This window comes from Microseira sp. BLCC-F43 (genome assembly GCF_041929235.1).
Taxonomy (GTDB): domain Bacteria; phylum Cyanobacteriota; class Cyanobacteriia; order Cyanobacteriales; family Aerosakkonemataceae; genus Microseira.
Window position 1 is genome coordinate 22,410 of the sequence record NZ_JBHFNP010000231.1, and the last position, 17,285, is coordinate 39,694.

A 17,285-nucleotide genomic window follows, 5' to 3' on the forward strand; every position below is an offset into this window, starting at 1 on the left:
ATTGCACTCTGGTGGGCAAAGCATTTTTACTATTAGCCATTAGCCATTAGCCATTACCCATTAGCAATAACTTGATGTAAAGTCTTCAACAATTGCTCTGCCGTATAGGGTTTTGATAAAAAATTGCTAACGCCGATATTTGCCAGTTCAGTACTCATGACGTTGGACAAAAGACCGCTGCTAGCTATAACCTTGAATTGCGGGTTAATTTTTTGTAACGTGCGAATCGTGGTTAACCCATCCATAGACGGCATCATCATATCCACGATCGCTGCGCTGATGTCGTCTTTCTGCTGGGCGTAGAGTGCGATCGCATCCAAACCATCATTCGCTGTTATCGCTCTGTAATTATAAGCTTCTAAAGATGCTTTAGTCACGTCGCAAATTGCTACTTCATCATCCACAACTAAAATCAATTCTCCATTTCCTTCTAGGATTTCCTCTGCCGAATTCGATGATTTTATTTCGCGGTTTTCTAGGGCTGGCAAATATACCTTAAATAGCGTTCCTTTCCCCACTTCGCTGTAGGCATTGATAAAACCGCCATGACCTTTAATAATCCCCATTACGGTGGAAAGACCCAGTCCGCTGCCTTTACCGATTTCCTTAGTTGTGAAAAATGGTTCAAAGATTCTATCGATGATTTCTGGAGGAATTCCGCATCCAGTATCCGCGACAGATATAACCACATAGCGCCCAACTTTGGCGTCAAGATTCATTTTGGCATAGTGCGAGTCAATCGTAATATTTTCCGCCGAAATATTCAGATTCCCGCCATTTGGCATAGCATCGCGAGCGTTGACGCAGAGATTGATTAAAACTTGATGCAGTTGAGTGGCATCGCCGCAAATAGGCCAAATTTCTGTTATCGGTCTAGGGGCGAACAGATCGATAGATTTGGGAAAAGTTTCTTTGATGATTTTTTCAACTTCTTCAATTAAGTCAAAGATTTGAATAACCTCCCTTTCTCCTTCGGTTCCCCGCGCAAAAGACAGCACTTGTTTAATTAAATTTGCTCCCCGTTTAGCGTTGTTTTCTAGTAAATTCAGCAACCGCTGACTCCGCTCATCGGTCACGACCATTTCCAGGATTTGAACCGATGTCATAATTGGCGTTAGAATATTATTTAAATCGTGAGCCATACCCCCAGCTAACGTGCCGAGACTTTCCAGTCTCTGGGCGCGCTGAAATTGCGCTTCTAGTTGTTTTTTCTCAGTTATATCCGTATTGACAATCAGAATTGATTTGGGTTTATCCTCTTCATCCCGCACTAGCGTCCAGCGACTTTCTACGACAATTTCTTTGCCATTTTTCGTAACTTGCCGCAATTCACCATGCCACTCGCCCGTTGCAAAAACTGTTTGGCGAGCTTGTTGTATTTGAGGTGAATGCTTAAACAAAACTTCTGAAGAACAACCGACAATTTCGCTCTTCTTCCAACCATATAAGCCTTGGGCGCTCTCGTTGCAAAAACGGATGCAATCTTGTGTATCCAGAACCAGAATCGCATCTTGAGATTTGTCCAGCAGGGTTGCTTGTTCCCGAATTTGCTCTTGAGCCGATTTGCGAGCGGTGATATCTTCTGCAATGCCCAATAAATATTGGGGGTTTCCGGCTTTTTCTAGAATTGGAATTTTTTTAGTATGCAAAATTTTGATTTCTTTCTTCTTGGTTGGGATTGGTTCTTCTGGAAGATCTACAACTTTTTTATTTGACAATACTTCCCGGTCTTGTGCCGTAAATAAATCGGCTATTTCTGGGGGGAAAAAGTCAGAGTCGCTTTGACCAATAATTTCTGATTTATCAAACCCAATCATTTCTGCCCCGGCTTTGTTGATGCTGACGTACTTGAGTTTCTTCGCATCTTTGACAAAAATCGCGTGAGGAATATTTTCCACAATCGAGTTGAGGAAGATTTGGGTGCTACGCATTTGTTCTTCGGCAATTTTGCGGGCAGTAATATCTGTTTGAATGCCAACAAAGTAAAGTAAATCCCCTTTGTCTGAGAAGACGGGAGAGATTTTGACTTCGTTCCAAAATGGCTGACCATCTTTGCGATAATTCAACAACGTGGCTTGAAGTTCTTGCCGTTTAGCAACGGCTCGCTTAATGCGAGAAACTACTTTTTTATCTGTACCGAACCCTTGCAAAAAGCGACAGTTGCGACCGATAATTTCTTCTGGTAAATACCCGGTAATCCGCGAAAAAGCAGGGTTGGCGTAGATGATGGGATTGTCTGGTTGATTTGGATCGGTAACGATGACTCCATCGGAAACCGCAGCGACGACACGGGCAAGTTTGAGATTCTCGGCAGTTATGTGCCGCATCTCTGCTTCTGCTTGCTGACACTCGGTGGCAATGCGTGCCATATCGGCGATATGACGCCGCAACTCCAACTGGCTGATAATCTGGCGACTGAGCGCTTGCAGTGCCTCTACTTGTGTCAAACTCAGTTGGTGGGGTACGGTATCAGCCACGCAAAGCGTGCCGATGATTTGTCCTCCTGGTGTAATCAGGGGGACACCTGCGTAAAATCGGATGTGGGGAGGGGTCGTGACGACGGGGTTCGTGGCGAAGCGATCGTCAGCTAAGGTATCGGGAATAACTAAAATATCCCCTTGCTGAATGCATTGGGGACACAAACCAAAGTCGCGGGGCATTTCCGTCACATCCAACCCCAGCTTGGATTTGAACCATTGGCGGTTCCCATCGATCAGATTGATTAAAGCAATGGGTGTGCCGCAAATATGGGCGGCTAAACGGGCGAGATCGTCGAAAGCCGGTTCTGGGTCGGTATCGATAATCTGATACTGGCGGATAGCTGCGCGCCTTTCCGCTTCATTGTCGGGTAAGGTAGCTTTCATTAAATTAAAATTAAACCAAAAATCTTTCAATCAATTGCTGCTAAAATTGTCAAATTCAGTATTTGCTTGCCGTGTTGGAGAAATTTTTTTAAAATGCTTTCGTTTGATCTATTTCAGATTCTAGTTCAGGATGCAGTAGCCGTGGCGCCGGGGGAAACAGAATTTGACAATATATAGATATCTGTAGCAATATTAACGCCAAAAAAGCGATGAACCTTGGAGCGACAACAGCCTTAGAATCACCTGTTAAAAGCGGGGATCTAGACAGCTTTGCGATTACGTTTGCACCCCTATCTCTGGAAGAAGTTTACCAGCTAGCAGACGATGCGGCTAACGGTGCGGTAGTGTTGATGAGCGGTACTGTACGCAACCAAACTGATGGTAAACCCGTGGTTGCCCTGGAATATCAAGCTTATGAACCGATGGCGCTGGAAATTTTCCGCAAAATCGCCCAAGAGATCCGCAAAACTTGGTCGCAGGCGAATCGGGTGGTAATTCACCATCGCGTCGGACGGTTAAAAATTGGAGAAATTAGCGTGCTGGTGGCGGTTGGTTGTCCCCACCGTGGCGAGGCGTTTGCGGCGTGCAAGTATGCGATCGATACGCTCAAACATAACGCACCAATTTGGAAAAAGGAACATTGGCAGGATGGTTCCAGCAGTTGGGTGAGTATTGGCGCCTGTCAATCCCCAGGAAATTGTTAAGCTTCGCCCAGCTATCCGCTAAACAGCGTTGTTAAGTAGGTGCAGTTCAACAGTTGACAGTTGACAGTTGACAGTTGACAGTTACGGAAAGAAACCGGGTTTCTGTGCAAAATACTTTATAAAACTCTAGATCGCAGAAGAAACTTTGGCGATCGGAGAAAGAAACCGGGTTTCTGTGCAAAATACTTTATAAAACTCTAGATCGCAGAAGAAACTTTGGCGATCGGAGAGGAAACTAATTTTTCCTTTCCCCTTTAAAGGGGGAGTCTCTAAACCGATTGTTTCTGGTAAATAAAGTGAAAATAGCTATCCCTACCTATGGCGGGCGGAACGCCCACCCCACAAGAAATTGAAGCTGTAGTAAGTGGATTCAAATTCACCCCCCATACCACCAGAAATGGAAGCTGTTGTGGGGTGGGCGGAACGCCCGCCATTGTAGTAAGTGGATTCAAATTCACCCCCCATACCACCAGAAATTGAAGCTATTGTGGGGTGGGCGTTCGCGGGCGATTGTAGTAAGTGGATTCAAATTCAGCAAGCCTTATCCAGAATTTTGTCAACTAATTCTACCAGACTGGCGCTCGATCCCGCTTAAGCCCCCCTTGGCAAGGGGGGTTGGGGGGATCGATTGCCGCAAATTTCAGTCCTGCGGCACTTTAAACAGAGAGTTTAGACATTAACAGGTTGGGGTAATGGTTTCGTCCATTCGGTGTGGAATACGCCTTCTTTGTCAACCCGTTTGTAGGTGTGGGCACCGAAGTAGTCGCGTTGCGCTTGGGTGAGATTTTGCGGTAAGCGGTCGCGTCGATAGCTATCAAAGTAATCTAAAGATGCGCTAAATGCCGGTACGGGAATTCCCAGTTTCGCCGACTGCACTAGCACTTCCCGCCAAGAATTTTGCCGATCCAAAATCGTCTGCATAAACTCAGGCGCTAACAGCAGGTTCGGTAATTCCGCATTTTCATCAAACGCATATTTGATCTTATTCAAGAACCCAGCCCGAATAATACAGCCACCTTTCCAAATCCGCGCAATTTCACCCAGATTCAGGTTAAAAGATAAAGTCTTGGACGCCGTACCCAACAGTGCCATCCCTTGAGCGTAAGAGCAAATCTTCGAGCAATAAAGGGCATCGCGAACCTGATTGACGAAGGTTTTAACATCTCCTTGGAACTTAACAGATGGACCCGTCAACAGTCTGGAAGCATAAACCCGTTCTTGCTTGGCAGAAGACATAATCCGGGCGTTAACTGCCGCTGTCATTGTGGGAATTGCCACACCCAAATCTAAGGCAGTTTGTATCGTCCAGCGTCCGGTACCTTTTTGTCCAGCGGCATCTAAGATTAATTCCACCAGGGGTTGATTCGTTTCTGGATCGATGTACTTGAAGATATCCGCCGTAATCTCAATTAAGAAAGAATTGAGTTCATCGGTGAGATTCCATTCGGCAAAAACTTCGTGTAGTTGTTGGCGATCGAGTCCCGCCGCATTTTTGAGTAAGTCGTATGCTTCTGCAATCAGCTGCATATCCCCGTACTCGATGCCGTTGTGTACCATCTTGACATAGTGACCCGCACCCCCAGGACCAATGTAGGTAACGCAAGGGCCATCATCGACTTGAGCGGCAATTTTGGTGAAAATGGGTGACAAATACTCGTAGGAACTTTGCGTGCCTCCCGGCATTAAGCTCGGACCATTCAGCGCCCCTTCTTCACCCCCCGAAACCCCCATACCGATAAAGCGGAATCCTTGGGGTTCTAATTCGCGGGTGCGACGTTCGGTATCTTCATACCAAGAGTTCCCGCCGTCAATTAGAATGTCGCCTTCTTCGATGAAGGGTTTGAGTTGCTCGATCACCGCATCGACGGGTTTACCCGCTTGTACCATAATCAGGATTTTGCGGGGACGTTCTAGGGACGCCACAAAGTCCTTGAGGGAATAGGTAGCGACGACATTCTTACCCTTGGCGCGGGTTGCCATGAAGACGTCGGTTTTTTCGGCGGTGCGATTGTAGACGGAAATCGGGAACCCATTACGCTCTACATTTAGCGCTAGGTTTTCTCCCATTACGGCTAGACCAATTACACCGAAGCTCTGTAGTGCCATAAAACTTGTTGTAACTCTGCTTAATGGTTTGTTGGGTGGCTTTACTTTCAGGTTATCTCGATCCCCAATCTTGTCCTGTGAAGAAGAAATTAAGACTCTGCCAAAGGGGTAAAATTACCGATTAGATCCAACAGACGTAGCAGGGAGTTCGGGTATGCTTGCATACATCTTGGCGTTGGCTGTCGGCCTTGGTAGTCTTGGTATTTACCTCGCTGCCTTCTTTTTGCCAGAAATCCATCGCAAAATTGACTTTTACTGGAGTGGGGTCGGGCTGTTTTATGCTTTGATGTTGTGGGTGTGCGCCGGACGCCTTACTGGTGGGGTTTTGCTGGGTCAAATCGCAGCTGTTTCCTTGCTGGGGTGGTTTTGTTGGCAAACCCTGACATTGCGCCGGCAGCTGGTGCCTGCGGCACAACAAACCGAGTTACCAACAACTGCCGAGTTGCAGTCAAAGATCGGTGGGTTGTTGACCTCGGTTAAAACTAAAATTCCAGGAACCCGGGTGCCGACAACCAAGGGCAAAAAAGCGCCTGCTGCTAAAACAACGGCGTCAGAAACAGTCCCTACTGCGGCGACCGAGGAACCTGTCCCAGCTGTTGTACCAACGCAAGTGGTGGAATTCAAGTCCGAAGACACTCCCAACCCACCAACGGTAACCGAAGTGGTCGAATTCAAGTCCGAAGACACTCCCAACCCACCAACGGTAACCGAAGTGGTCGAATTCAAGTCCGAAGACACTCCCACCCCACCAACGGTAACCGAAGTGGTCGAATTCAAGTCCGAAGACACTCCCAACCCACCAACGGTAACCGAAGTGGTCGAATTCAAGTCAGAAGACTATCCAACCCGATCAACGGTAACGACAAAACCATCGCCGTTTGAAGCGATCGCTAACCCCGAATCAACCCCAGACGACGTACCCTCACTCGTCCAAGAAATCCAACAAAACCTCCAGTCTGAGAATATTCCCACTTCTCCCCGTCCCAAGACAGAACCGGAAAAACCAACCGATTCGATTTAAACCAGTAGGTTGGGTTGAGCTAACCAAACCCAACCGACAGATGCTACAATTTCAAATTACCCGTCATTCAGGCGGGGGAAAATGTCAGAATATAAGGCAGCAATAAATCACTGTTATTTGGCATCGAACTGTGACGGAAGCAAAAACATACAAAGACACTGTAAATTTACCCAAAACCGGCTTTGACATGCGTGCCAACGCAGTCAAGCGAGAACCCGAAATCCAAAAGTTTTGGGCAGAAAATCAGATTTACGAAAAACTTTCGCAGAATAATCCTGGCAATCTGTTTATTTTGCACGACGGCCCACCCTACGCTAACGGGTCCCTACACTTGGGTCACGCGCTGAATAAAATTCTTAAAGATATTATTAACAAGTATCAGTTGCTACGGGGGCGCAAGGTGCGATACGTACCAGGTTGGGATTGCCACGGTTTGCCAATTGAACTGAAAGTATTGCAGCAACTGAAACAAGAAGAACGGCAAAAACTGACGCCGTTGGAATTACGCCACAAAGCGCGGGATTTCGCGATCAAAGCTGTTGACGAACAGCGGGAAAGCTTTAAGCGCTACGGCGTTTGGGGGGATTGGGAGAATCCCTATCTGACTTTAAAACCAGAGTACGAAGCGGCACAAATCGGCGTATTCGGTCAGATGGTGTTAAAAGGATATATCTATCGCGGTCTAAAACCAGTTCACTGGAGTCCTAGTTCTAAAACCGCACTGGCAGAAGCTGAGTTAGAGTATCCGGAAGGTCATACTTCTCCCAGCATCTACGTCGCTTTCCCGATGACCGATTTGCCAGCTGGGTTGAAATTGGATTTGGAAGATTATTTACCCGATTTGGGCGTAGCAGTCTGGACGACGACGCCTTGGACTATTCCAGCTAATTTAGCCGTCAGCGTCAATCCAGAATTGACTTACGCGGTGGTGGAAATCGAACCCCAGTCCGCATCTACCCCGGAAAAAGAAGAGAAAACAGAAACGAAACCTTCTGGAAAAGGCAAGGGGAAAGAAAAACCTTCAACTGCTGCACCAGAAGCGGAAAAAGAAAGTCAGGGGATTAAGTTTAAGTATCTCCTGGTAGCAGCAGATTTAGTAGATCGGTTGTCATCAACCCTGGGAGTGAAGCTGCACAAAAAAGCAATGGTGACGGGGAAGGATTTGGAAGGTGCTACCTACCGCCATCCTCTATTTGACCGCTCTAGTCAGATTGTCATCGGGGGAGATTACGTTACTACTGAATCTGGGACGGGGTTAGTACATACCGCACCCGGTCACGGTCTTGAAGATTATATGGTAGGTCAGCGGTACAATCTACCCATCCTGTCGCCGGTGGATGCAGATGGGAAGTTTACCGAAGAAGCAGGACAGTTTGCTGGGTTATCCGTCGTCACTAAAGGCGATCAAAGTATCAGCGAAGGTAACGCCGCCGCGATCGAGGCGCTAAAAGCAGCGGGGTGCTTGCTGAAACAAGAACGTTACGAACACAAATATCCCTACGATTGGCGGACTAAGAAACCTACCATCTTTCGGGCGACAGAACAGTGGTTCGCTTCTGTAGAGGGATTCCGGGAACAGGCATTGGAAGCGATCGCCTCCGTCAAATGGATTCCATCCCAAGGCGAAAATCGCATCACCCCTATGGTGGCAGAACGTTCTGATTGGTGTATCTCCCGTCAGCGCAGTTGGGGCGTCCCAATTCCAGTATTCTACGACGAAGCAACGGGCGAACCGCTGCTAAATGAAGAAACGATCGCCTACGTCCAGAAAATTATCGCAGAAATTGGTTCCGACGCCTGGTGGGAATTGTCGGTAGCAGAATTATTGCCGGAAAAATACCGCGATAACGGTCATACCTACCGCAAAGGAACAGACACGATGGATGTCTGGTTCGATTCTGGATCTTCTTGGGCGGCGGTAGCAAAGCAGCGTCCAGAATTATGCTATCCCGTCGATATGTATCTGGAAGGATCGGATCAACACCGGGGGTGGTTCCAATCCAGCTTGCTAACTAGCGTGGCAAATAACAGCATTGCACCCTATAAAACCGTTTTAACCCACGGTTTTACCGTAGACGAACAAGGACGCAAAATGAGTAAGTCCTTGGGGAATGGGATCGATCCGAATGAAATCATCGAAGGTGGCAAAATTACCCTCAAACAAAACGGGAAAGATAAGCAAGTCGAACTCCCCGCTTATGGTGCAGATGTGTTGCGTCTGTGGGTGTCTTCGGTAGACTACACGAACGATGTTCCCTTGAGTGAGAATATCCTCAAGCAGTTAGGAGATATTCGCGGGAAAATCCGCAATACGGCGCGCTTCTTGTTGGGGAATTTACACGATTTTGAACCGGCAAAAGATGCGGTGCCCTACGAGGAACTACCCGAAATCGACCGCTACATGCTGCACCGGATGACCGAGGTGTTTGAAGAAGTAACGGCAGCATTTGAAAGCTATCAATTTTTCCGCTTCTTCCAAGCGTTGCAGAATTTCTGCGTCGTGGATTTATCCAACTTCTATCTAGATATCGCCAAAGATAGGTTGTATATCAGTGCCGAAAATACATTCCGCCGCCGCACCTGTCAAACGGTGATGGCAATCGCATTGGAGAATTTAGCAAGGGCGATCGCACCAGTCCTCTGCCACATGGCAGAAGATATCTGGGAATATCTACCTTACAAAACACCCTACAAATCCGTCTTTGAATCGGGTTGGGTCAAAATAGAGGAACAGTGGAAAAATCCAGAACTCGCCGCCAAGTGGCAAAAACTGCGTCAAATTCGCGGCGAAGTTAACAAGGTAATGGAGCAAGCCCGCGCCGAAAAGATGATAGGCTCATCTTTAGATGCAAAGGTATTACTCTACGTCGCCGATGAGGAATTGCGCCAGCAATTGCAGGCATTAAATCCCCCCAGTTCGCTGCCGCCAGGGATAAAATTACCCGAAGATACTTCCCAACCCGAAGACGACACCGAAGCAATTCACGTTGCAGTTGAAGTAGCGCCGCCAGAACAACTAGCGCTAGTGGTAGATAAAGCACCACAAAAATCCCAGCTAAGCTTCCACAAAGTGGCGACCGTTATCGGCAATTTGCCAGATTATCTGGATGAATTTCTGCAAAAATACGGCAAATCGCTGATAACAGTTGGAATGCTTGTAACGCTGCTAATCGTCCTGCGCGTGGTATGGGTAATTGTAGGGACGGTGAATAGTCTGCCGCTGCTACAAACCTCTTTTGAACTCGTCGGGATGTTTTACTCGATGGTGTTCGTGAAAAATAATTTACTGCTCGCCAGCGAGCGGCAAAATCTAGCCGCTCGCATAAAATCCATCAAAACAGAAGTATTAGATGATACAGATGAAATGAGGATCGAAGTGCGTGGACAGGACAAGAGTCCAGAGCTAGAGGCAGAAACCAAAGTTCCCGCTCAAACAGATACTGAGTCACAACAAACACCAATTACCAATGACCCATTACCAATTACCAACGGAGTGGATGAACTGCGTTATCTGTTGATATCCTCCCAGGTGGAACTGGTAGACTCGCCAGCAGCACTGGAAGAATTGCAGTATAAAGGACAGTCGGATACGCTCTTGATTGGCGTGGTGAAAGCAGATGGGACAAAATGCGACCGCTGCTGGAACTACTCAGTTCACGTCGGCGAATCATCGCTACATCCGCTGTTATGCGAACGTTGCATCCCAGCATTAGCAGGTCAATTTTAAACAGAAAACAAGCATCCCGGTTTCTTAAAGAAACCGGGATGCTTGCTTAACAATTACTCAAAATCAATCCTTGTGGGGTTTTGCTTCTGAGTCGTAATAACCGTTATTTTCTGCATAAATTCTTGCCCTAACTGGGAGAAAGCTTTAGCACCTGGAGACTGGGGACTGCACAAAACAACCGGCATAAAAGTATCAACCGCTCTAGAAATATTAACATCAACCGGAATGCGAGTTTTGAAGATTTTAGCAGCGCTGTAATCTTCATTCACTCGCCGCATCACTTGATTGTAGTACCTGCCGGTGATCATATTACCCGACATCGTAAAGGCAATTCCCAGCAATTGCAGATTGACTGGATCGTCTTTATGAGTTTCTTTCAGTTGTGCAATTCGTCTTTCGAGTAACTGAATCCCAATCACAGATAAAGGTTCTGGTTTGGCGGGTAATACGTAAAAATCGCTTGCCAGCAAACCGCTGCGCGTTAAAAGATGATAGCCTGGGGCGCAATCTAGGATAATAAAATCATAGTCGTTTATGGCAGGCTCCAAAAGGTTTTTCAACAAGAACAATTCAAACTTAGTCCAAATTTGTTCAAAATTATTATTTCCCGAAAGCATTGCTTTTTCATAAAGCATTTCAGAAACTAAAAATTCATCGTACAGGTCAATATCCCCTGGCAATAAATCAAATCCCTTCAAGCTAGAAACGTAGGGAAAAATCACATCTTGAACCGGAATCGATAGCTTACTATCCGGTTTAATTGCCTTGTTGACTAGATGGCGCAACGTCCGCTTGTCTCGGCGGCGCTTGGCGAAGTCCTGGGGCGACATTAAGCTGAGAGTGGCGCTGATTTGGTTGTCGAGATCGACCACCAAAACTTTTTTACCAAAATCCTTGACTAAAGAAGCGGCCAGGTTTACGGTTAGGGTGGTCTTACCGACGCCACCTTTCATGTTGGCAGTTGCAATGATTAATCCCATTGGTGAGAGTCCTTTTCAATAATGACGCCGGGGAAGGTATTGGAAAAGCTGGGTGTCTGGGGTAGATCTAGAATATTTTTCAGCGACAAGGGAAAAGAGTGCAATTTTTAGCTTAAGGTTGAGGTTGAGTTGAAAAAATTAACAGCCGATGCTGTTTGTGACAAGCTAGCGATCGCTTTTCGACAACTGAATAGTTGTAGCTAATAAGCTTTGCAACCTGTGCAACTGAGATCCCAGCTGGTAGAGCAAATCGCCTTTACCCAGCAAGTAGGCAGCTGCTTTTTGATTCCCCCCTAACACAATAGTCGAATCTGCCTCACTGGCGGTCCGGAGTGCAACCCTCCCCGGTAAGTTGGAACGGATCAAAGGAGTCACAACCTTAGCTTCTGGACGTTGGGTAGCAACGATCAAGTGAATGCCAGCTGCTCGTGCCATCGCACCCAACCGTTTAATGCTCGATTCTAGCGCATTGCGAATTTCTTTTTCTGCCATAAAATCGGCATACTCATCAAAGATACAAACAATGCGGGGTAAGGATTTGGCAGCTTTTTGGTTGTAAGCGCCGATATCAGCACACCCAGCCGTCTCAAACTGATGGTATCGCGATTCCATTTCCGCGACTAGATCGGTCATCAGTGCTTGAGCGCTTTCCCCATCTTTGACCACAGGCGCATACAACCAGGGGGTCTGCTCAAATTCTGGAAATGTTACCCGCTTGGGATCTACCAAAGCAATTTTTAGCTGGGTAGGGGAGTGGCGATACAAAAGCGAAAGCAGAAGACTTCGCAAAAATTCACTCTTGCCGCTACCCGTCGTACCCCCCACCAAAAAGTGACAGGTATTCGCATCGGATAAATCTGCTTCTACCAACTTTCCATCCAAATTCACCCCTATGGCAATTTTTACAGGTGCAGTTGGGGATAATGTTTCACGTTTAATATAATCTTCAACTTTAGCAATTTGGCGATTTGGGCGGGGTAAATCGACGCTGACATAACCAGCTTGAGGTGCAATCATCGGCGGTTGTGCTAACCCCAGTTGTACCTGTAAATCTGCCGATCTATTTAACAGAGAAACAACTTTTACCCCTGGATGAGGTTTGAGCTTCACTCGAATAAATGCAGGCGCGACAACTGCATCCAGGTAATCAACTTTAATGCTAAAAGACTCAAAAGTAGAAACTAATTCTTGACCGATTTTATCTGCATCTAGAGTGGTTTCAACCAGAGGCGGAGCCTCTATATTTTCGTTCCCAGGTTGAACCTGGGAACGAGTTGGGTGAGTTGCTGCCTCCCCCTCCTCCTGATTACCAGGTTCAACCTGGTAATCAATTCTGGGAGGCTCTGCCTCCCGATAATATAAAGAGGTATCCTGCTTACCATTCCCATCAGCAACAGCAAAAAAAGTCTGACACTTTTCCCGCTGCGGACAAATTTCACAAAGATGAGGTTGAATGGTTGCTGGCGGTGGATTTGGTTGCCCAGATTCCCAGGTCAACCATTGGCGCATTTGTTGCAATTTATGGGGAATTAAACTGTGTACGGTGTTTTCTAATTGTTCCCAAGAATAGTAATACTCTTTAAATTCTGGCAAGACGCAGTAAACCGCCGAGTCAACTGGCACATTTTGCTTTTCCTTCAGCATATAACTGTAGAGGGCAACTTGAGCTAATTGTGCGGATGTATCTGCGGGTTGATAGGTTTTAAATTCCCCGACACAAAGGCGTTCGAGTTCGCAATTATAGATTAAGCAATCAAATTCTCCTACAACTCGCTCCTGGGTGCCATCAGGTAAATTAAAGTAATGTTCTAGTTTACGTTCCCCAGTGACAAAGGTTTTACTAATAACAGTTTCGCCGCTGCAATAGCGTCGATTTACTACCAGTAATTCTGCCCAACGGCGGATGATTCCTTTTAATCCTTCCCAGATTTGCAACATTGCTGGAGCAAGGTTTTGCTCTTGTTGATTTAGATAAGGATAAAAAGCCATTCGGTAAAATAGCTGTTGCATTTGCCATGCTATTTCTTCTACCTTTAGCTGTTCTACTGCTGGAGCAAACAAAGTTTTAAATTCCGGCGTTCTTTGAGCTAAATTAACGAATTTATCTGCTAACTGATGAAAAGCTTTACCGATACCCGTCGTAGCATCCTTTGGTAAGAATAGAGTATTGCCGCCAAAGTGTTGATGCAAATAAAACAGGCGGGGACATTCAAAAGCAACTCGGACTTTAGTAGGGGTAAAATGATTGTTTCCAGTCTTTGGCATATTAAAAATATTATCAGCTCGATCGATGTCAATTATTTCTAATAAACGGCGATGCACCTGAGCTAGATAAACCACATCCATTTTGGCATACTGAAGCTGTTTGGGAGTGAGAGGACGTTGTCCCCAATCGCTTGCTTGTTCTGCTTTATCTACGTTGGAGAAGTGGCAAAGATGTTCGGCTAAAGTTTTGAGTTGTAAGTTGGGAACTTGTAAGCGATATCGTCCTTTTTTCCTAGCTATTTTATAAGTACAGGTTACGTTTTTTGCCCGATCTTTTCCCAGAAACTTTAAATCGTATTTGGCATTGTGGAAAACTTTCTCTATTTCCGGATTTTCCATGACTTGGTTAATAAATTCTTCCACCAAATCCGGTTGATTTAATACGTCTATAATGTAGGCGCAATCGCCTGTCAAATCTTCCGGTTCTGCTAACGCCTGAATCAAAGATATTTTGGGATAGGGAGTATTCCAGTTAGCGGTTTCTGTATCTAACCACAAAATTTTAGCTGCTGCTAATTTAGCAATAACTTCTTTAATTTCAGCATTTTTGCTCAAGTCTTGCATAAATTAATTTATGGTATCCAACATACTGATTGTTTTTCCCGCTTGTCTTTGGGATTAACAATTCTAATTTTTCGTTCTACACATAACTGATGAACCAGCTTTTCAACTAGGGATTCATTCACTTGCCCAAACTCGCAACCTTTTTCAATAAACTTGGGTAACCCCATAACTTGCTGGGTGATGATTAAATTCAACAAGAAATCCTTAACAAACAACAAATCTGGATCTTTAATCTTACTGCCTTCAACAATCCCCAAATCTTGCAATAGATTGCAAGCTTTTAAAATATCGTTCTGGTAAATTAAAGAGTCTAGTTCCTTTCGATTAATAGTTTTTCCTGCTACTACCAATTCATTGGCGAGAGAGGCATTGACTAAATTTTGGTACGTTGCCAAATAATGAACTGATTCCAGATTTGGCTGGATGTGACGATGGGGGGACCCTGTGAAAATTTGTTGATAAATTTTGTTCCCTGCTAGTTTTTTGTCTCCTACACTTTCAGCCCGAATTAGGTGTATATTTTGACAGAGATTGTTATCGATTGCTTTTTGGCAAGCATTCATAGTATTGAAAAAACTTTTCATGTTGGAGTCTTCTGTCCAAACTATTCCTACCCTTCCCCGCCTATCGGGATTTTGATAACTCAGTGAATAACTGGCAAAGTGGCCTGTTAAAAGTTTAGTCTTAATTTCTTTAACTTGTAATGCTGTTAAAACTTCTGCCAACATCCGAATTAATTCCGATGCGGATAGCACGGTAATTTTGGTAATTCTGGATTTAACTTTTTTATATTCATCCTGCCACAATAATTTTAATGCCGCTAATAAATCTGTTTCTGTATTTATTTTGATAATCGGAGCTACAATTTTTTCTTTGTATGCTTGAAATAGCTTGCGTCCCAGATCGAGTGTGCTGCGGGGGTTAGTTTTGCCACCGGGAAATTTGTCTTCTAAAGCTTGCCTGGTTAAGGGGTAAATTTTTGGCTCTGGTTTGGGGTTGGCTTGTCTGTGGAGTGGATAGAGACGAAATTCCCATAAAGCTTCGGCTTGGTCTAAACTGATACTTTTTAAAACAATACCTTTGTAGATTCCGGCTTTGTCAGACTGGTGGATGCGGTTGACATTTTGCTTCCAAATATCGGTGGTGATACTAATAATTATCAAAAAGTTTTTCCACTTTTCGTTTTGAATTTTGGAGTTGACGCTGAACAATGCTTGTAAGTCGAGAGATCCGTCTGGTAAGCGAGCGATCGCTTCTAATTGATCGAAACACAAGACAATCGGTTGGGTTGAGGTAGAAATTCTGCCAAAATTTGATAAAATCTCGCAAGCCGCTTCTTCAGTTTCAATCGATCGTCTTACTTTTAAGGCTTGCAAAGATTCGTCGCTTAAATCCTCACCTCGCAACCACTCGCAGGCTAGGGGATATAATTCTGGATTGGTGAGGTCGTGCAGCACTCCAAAAAAATTATCGGCGTTGTAGATACTAGCTTGTTTATAAGTGTCTTTGAGGTGCTTGATAAATTTTTGGCGATCGCTTTGTAATAAACTCCAGACACTATCATCAAAAATTCGCTGTTTTAAGCTGCGTTTTGTGAAAGCAGATAGACCCTTTAGCCAAAGCATTAACTGAGATTCTGCTTGACCCTCACTCACGTACATTAAGCTATCGACGGTATAGCGTAAAATGTGACGCCAGATGCCATCGCTATCGGGCCAAGGACTAATATAAGCGAAAAAAGCTCTGGGATTGAGAGTGCGTTTAATCCGACCTAATAAATAACTTTTGCCCGAACCTGAATCACCCGCAAGCATCACGGTGCGGCTAGAGTGGTCTTGAATAACTAGGTCAAGGACGGATTCAATTTCTGCCAGCGCTTCAGCATGAATCGAGTCAACTGTAAGCGCTGCGTCTTGTTTATCCAGCCAAAAGTGTCCTTGCTTAAACGTTGTCGGGTCAAACGGGTTAACCTCGCGTTTGATGATATCGTCGATGGATGTCATGATTGAGCTACTGAAAAAATTTCTAGTTCACGACAATAAAAAATAGCGCCCCTCCCACATCTTGAGGAATCCCGGCGTCAATTTGTTCCCCTGTATAAGGCGTCGGATCTACTAACGAACTCAATTCAATCTGGTCATTCCGTTGCAAGCGATACAGCGCCTGATCTAATTCTTCCCTCGATAATGGCGGTTGTAACTTCTGCCGCAGGTAGTAGATGGGTAGGTAATTCTCTGTCCCAGCTTCTCGGTCTAAATTCCGCACGATCTGTAAAATTTCTTCATCACTGGGTTTTAAGTCAGCGATCGTAGGCGCTGTTTGGAGAACATGGGTTTGGGCGCGCAAGGATTTGCGTAAAAATCCCAGGTAATTTGTCAGCAGATCCAAGCTGAGGGTAGGATTCTTGCCTGTGGCGGTATATTCATCCCTGAGATACTCTAGTCCGTGCTCAGTTAGCCATACTTCGGCGTTCTGCCTTTTGCGTTTATTCTCGACTTCGATAAAGCCACGTTCAGCCAGATTTTCTAAGATATTGTCGCGATTGGCGGCTGTTTTCGCTAATTTTCCGATCTCGCTGGGTTTGATTTTTCCCTCTGTTTTGCCTATTTTCTGCAACACCTTCAGTTCTGTGGCTGAAATTGGCAGTTGGGAGGCATCGAGTTGCAGCAGGGCGCTACCGGGCGGTAGAATTTGGACCGAGGCAATCTCGCGGGAGTAGTCTACGAGTTGGCGATCGCTCAAATCTTGACAAATTTTGTCCTTGCCCTTGAAATCTTTAAAACCGCTGGCGGTAAGGGATGAGCGGTAATTCGGGCAACCCAGCAACTTTAATAAAAACTTTAGCTCGTTAGTTTCCATATATTCAGGATAGATTACAGCGGTTATGAATTGTGTGCAGCATAACATTGTCGGGACACGGCATCAGTAAATTTGGTCGTTAACTCAAAGTTTTCTCCTGGGGTGTCCCTACCCCCTGTTGATACGACATCACATTGTGACACGGCATCAGTAAATTTGGTCGTTAACTCAAAGTTTTCTCCTGGGGTGTCCCTA

Annotated in this window: 9 protein-coding genes; 3 read left to right on the top strand and 6 right to left on the bottom strand. The window is 45.5% G+C overall.

What is annotated here, in order from left to right:
• Positions 1–53 precede the first annotated feature (53 nt).
• A complete protein-coding gene (locus ACE1CM_RS30695; protein WP_374882647.1) occupies positions 54–2,864 on the bottom strand; it encodes a PAS domain S-box protein in 2,811 nt (936 codons plus the stop codon).
• 209 nt (positions 2,865–3,073) lie between these two features.
• On the opposite strand from ACE1CM_RS30695, the gene ACE1CM_RS30700 reads away from it, so the two are divergent.
• Positions 3,074–3,568 carry a molybdenum cofactor biosynthesis protein MoaE gene (locus ACE1CM_RS30700; protein WP_374882648.1) on the top strand — a complete coding sequence of 165 codons (495 nt, stop codon included), beginning with the start codon at positions 3,074–3,076 and terminating at the stop codon, positions 3,566–3,568.
• 669 nt (positions 3,569–4,237) lie between these two features.
• On the opposite strand, the gene gndA is transcribed toward ACE1CM_RS30700, so the two are convergent.
• Positions 4,238–5,674, bottom strand: coding sequence for an NADP-dependent phosphogluconate dehydrogenase (gndA, locus tag ACE1CM_RS30705; protein ID WP_374882649.1), 1,437 nt, complete (start codon positions 5,672–5,674; stop codon positions 4,238–4,240).
• A gap of 154 nt (positions 5,675–5,828) precedes the next feature.
• Between gndA and ACE1CM_RS30710 the strand changes: the two genes are divergently transcribed.
• Both ACE1CM_RS30710 and ileS read left to right on the top strand, forming a co-directional pair.
• Entirely contained in the window at positions 5,829–6,695 is an 867-nt protein-coding gene (locus ACE1CM_RS30710) for a Ycf66 family protein (protein WP_374882650.1), read from the top strand.
• A gap of 130 nt (positions 6,696–6,825) precedes the next feature.
• Entirely contained in the window at positions 6,826–10,422 is a 3,597-nt protein-coding gene (gene ileS, locus ACE1CM_RS30715; protein WP_374882651.1) for an isoleucine--tRNA ligase, read from the top strand.
• 53 nt (positions 10,423–10,475) lie between these two features.
• On the opposite strand, the gene ACE1CM_RS30720 is transcribed toward ileS, so the two are convergent.
• From ACE1CM_RS30720 to ACE1CM_RS30735, 4 genes are all read right to left on the bottom strand, one after another.
• The gene (locus ACE1CM_RS30720; protein ID WP_374882652.1) at positions 10,476–11,402 is read right to left on the bottom strand and encodes a ParA family protein; all 927 of its coding nucleotides are present in this window, start codon (positions 11,400–11,402) and stop codon (positions 10,476–10,478) included.
• A 165-nt stretch (positions 11,403–11,567) separates the two neighbouring features.
• Positions 11,568–14,231, bottom strand: a complete 2,664-nt coding sequence (locus ACE1CM_RS30725) for a DNA translocase FtsK (RefSeq protein WP_374882653.1) — start codon at positions 14,229–14,231, stop codon at positions 11,568–11,570.
• Positions 14,232–14,239: 8 nt separating this feature from the next.
• Positions 14,240–16,234 (bottom strand): AAA family ATPase, encoded by a 1,995-nt coding sequence (locus ACE1CM_RS30730; protein ID WP_374882654.1) that lies wholly within the window; start codon positions 16,232–16,234, stop codon positions 14,240–14,242.
• Positions 16,235–16,256: 22 nt separating this feature from the next.
• The gene (locus tag ACE1CM_RS30735) at positions 16,257–17,090 is read right to left on the bottom strand and encodes a transcription factor RcaD (RefSeq protein ID WP_374882655.1); all 834 of its coding nucleotides are present in this window, start codon (positions 17,088–17,090) and stop codon (positions 16,257–16,259) included.
• Positions 17,091–17,285: the final 195 nt, after the last annotated feature.